Here is a 2,273-nt window from a genome sequence, read left to right as displayed (position 1 = left end):
GTGGTAGCCTGCAACAACGACAACGAGAACTTGAACGGTGACCCCGTGGCCGCCCAGTTTACCGCCAACATCGCCCCCGCCACCCGCGCCAGCGGAACCACCTGGACTGCCGGCGACCGTATCGGCATCACCGACATCGGCAACGATTCCCAGTACGGCAACGTGCCTTTCATCCTGAAAAACGGGAAATTTGAGGCAGAAGGAAAGGTTATCTATATCGAAGATGCAAAGACCCATACTTTCCGCGCCTACTATCCGTACAACGCGGCGGGAGGCATCCTCACAGCCACGACCGATGCCACGGCGCAGCAAAACCAGCCTGCCATCGACTTCCTCTTTGCTTCAGGAGCCACAGGAGACAAAAACAACCCGGTAGTAAGCTTCACCGACAAAACCGCCAAAGGCGGTGAAGACAACTCCTTCCACCACCGCATGAGCCAGATAACCCTTACCTTTGAGGCGGGCGACGGCGTGGATTTCAGCGTGGTCAAGCCTGAACGTTACACGCTGGACGGATTGTTACTCACCGGTACGTTCAACACGGCCGACGGTATTGCCACCGCAGACAACGGACTACAGACCGGAGAACTGACCATGAATCTGGCAGACGGCAATCTCACGTCATCGATCATCCTCTTCCCGCAGACAGTTGCATCCCTGCCGTTGGTTGTGAATTACAAAGGTCAGGAATATCATGCCACACTCACCATGCCCGAAGGCGCACTGCTGGCGGGCAACAACTATACCTATACCGTCAAGGTACGCAACAAAGTCCTTGAAGTCAGCGAAGCCACCATTGCAAAGTGGAACGATATAGACGGTGGAGATGTGGGTGCTGACCTGTAGGATTTTAATAATTAATCGATTAGAATGAAGAATTATGAGACATAGATTATTTATCCCCGCAGCCACCGCACTGCTGTTCGCCCTCGCCGCCTGCACACAGGACGAACTTGCTGGCGATAACCGTCTGCCCGAAGGTGAATACCCCGTCGTCATCCGTGCCACCGGATTGTCCGTAAAAGCAACGCCGCTGGCAGCCCCTTCCACCCGTGCCTCTGTGGACGGCGACTGGCAGGGCGTCACTTCCGTGGCACTCAAGATGGGCGATGCGGTAAAGGAATACACCGTAACGGCTTCTACCGATTTCAAGAGTGCCACGCTTTCACGCGAGAACGACCCGTACTACTGGACCAGCCGCGACCCGATTACCGTATCGGCATGGTGCCCCTTCAACAATGCCGACATCACACAGATGCCTGCCGTGAAGGTGGCAGAAGACCAAAGCAAACTGGCTGACTTCCAGAACAGCGACTTCATCTCTGCTGAGAACCGGAAGGTGGAATTTAACAACCCGACTCTTGAATTTACCCACCGCACGGCACGCGTGACAATCGAACTGAAGCCCGGCACGGGATTCACGAGCGTCGCTGGTGCCATGGTGAGCCTCGTGAGCCTGTCCGCCGATAACGGCAACCCGACCGCCATCAAGACCTACAACGCAAGCGGCAACACCTACGAGGCACTGACCGCCCCGCAGACCGTTGCGGCAGGCAGGCCGTTCGTCAAGGTGAAACTCGGTGGCGGCACCTTCTACTTCCGCCCGCAGAACGACGTCGTATTAGAGGCGGGCAGCCGCTATAAATACACCGTCAAGGTGAACACCACCGGCCTGACGTTAGAGGGTTGCACCATCGGCAGCTGGGCTGACGGCGGCGGCGAGAGCGGCGAGGCTGAGGATTTGGGCTACATCTACGACAGCAACACCAATACCTACACGGTCTATAACGCCGACGGCCTGATGAATGTAGCCGAATTAGTGAACGGAGGTAAGAGCGACATTAACATTACCCTCAACACTGACATTGACCTCACAGGCAAAGACTGGACACCGATAGGCACAGACTACGACAACTCATACAAAGGCACCTTCGACGGTGGCGGCCATACCATTACGGGGCTGACCTTTACGACAAATGACGAATTTGCGGGTCTGTTCGGCTGGCTCAATAGAGCTGGTACGGTGAAGAACGTGGTGATGGAGGGCGTACAGATAACAAGCAATCAAATATATGGCGGCAGTATTGGCGGCGTGGTAGGATCTGGCTGGGGCACCATTGAAAACTGCTCGGTGTCGGGCAGCGTCAGCGGCACGGTGTATGTCGGCGGTGTGGTGGGTGCTCAAATAGGCGGTTCCATCACCGGATGCAGTTCCTCTGCCACAGTGAAGGGAATGGTCGATGTCGGCGGCGTGGCAGGTCAGACGAATTCGA

At 56.2% G+C, this 2,273-nt stretch carries 2 protein-coding genes; both read left to right on the top strand.

The window, feature by feature from the left end; translation table 11 throughout:
- On the top strand, window positions 1-846 hold an 846-nt coding region (locus F7D20_RS08905), incomplete at its 5' end, for a fimbrillin family protein (RefSeq protein WP_158463743.1).
- A gap of 34 nt (window positions 847-880) precedes the next feature.
- A partial coding sequence (locus F7D20_RS08900; protein ID WP_158463742.1) for a fimbrillin family protein occupies window positions 881-2,273 on the top strand: 1,393 nt, incomplete at its 3' end.

Source organism: Segatella copri (assembly GCF_009495355.1).
GTDB lineage: Bacteria > Bacteroidota > Bacteroidia > Bacteroidales > Bacteroidaceae > Prevotella.
This window is presented reverse-complemented; position numbering and strand designations above follow the sequence as displayed.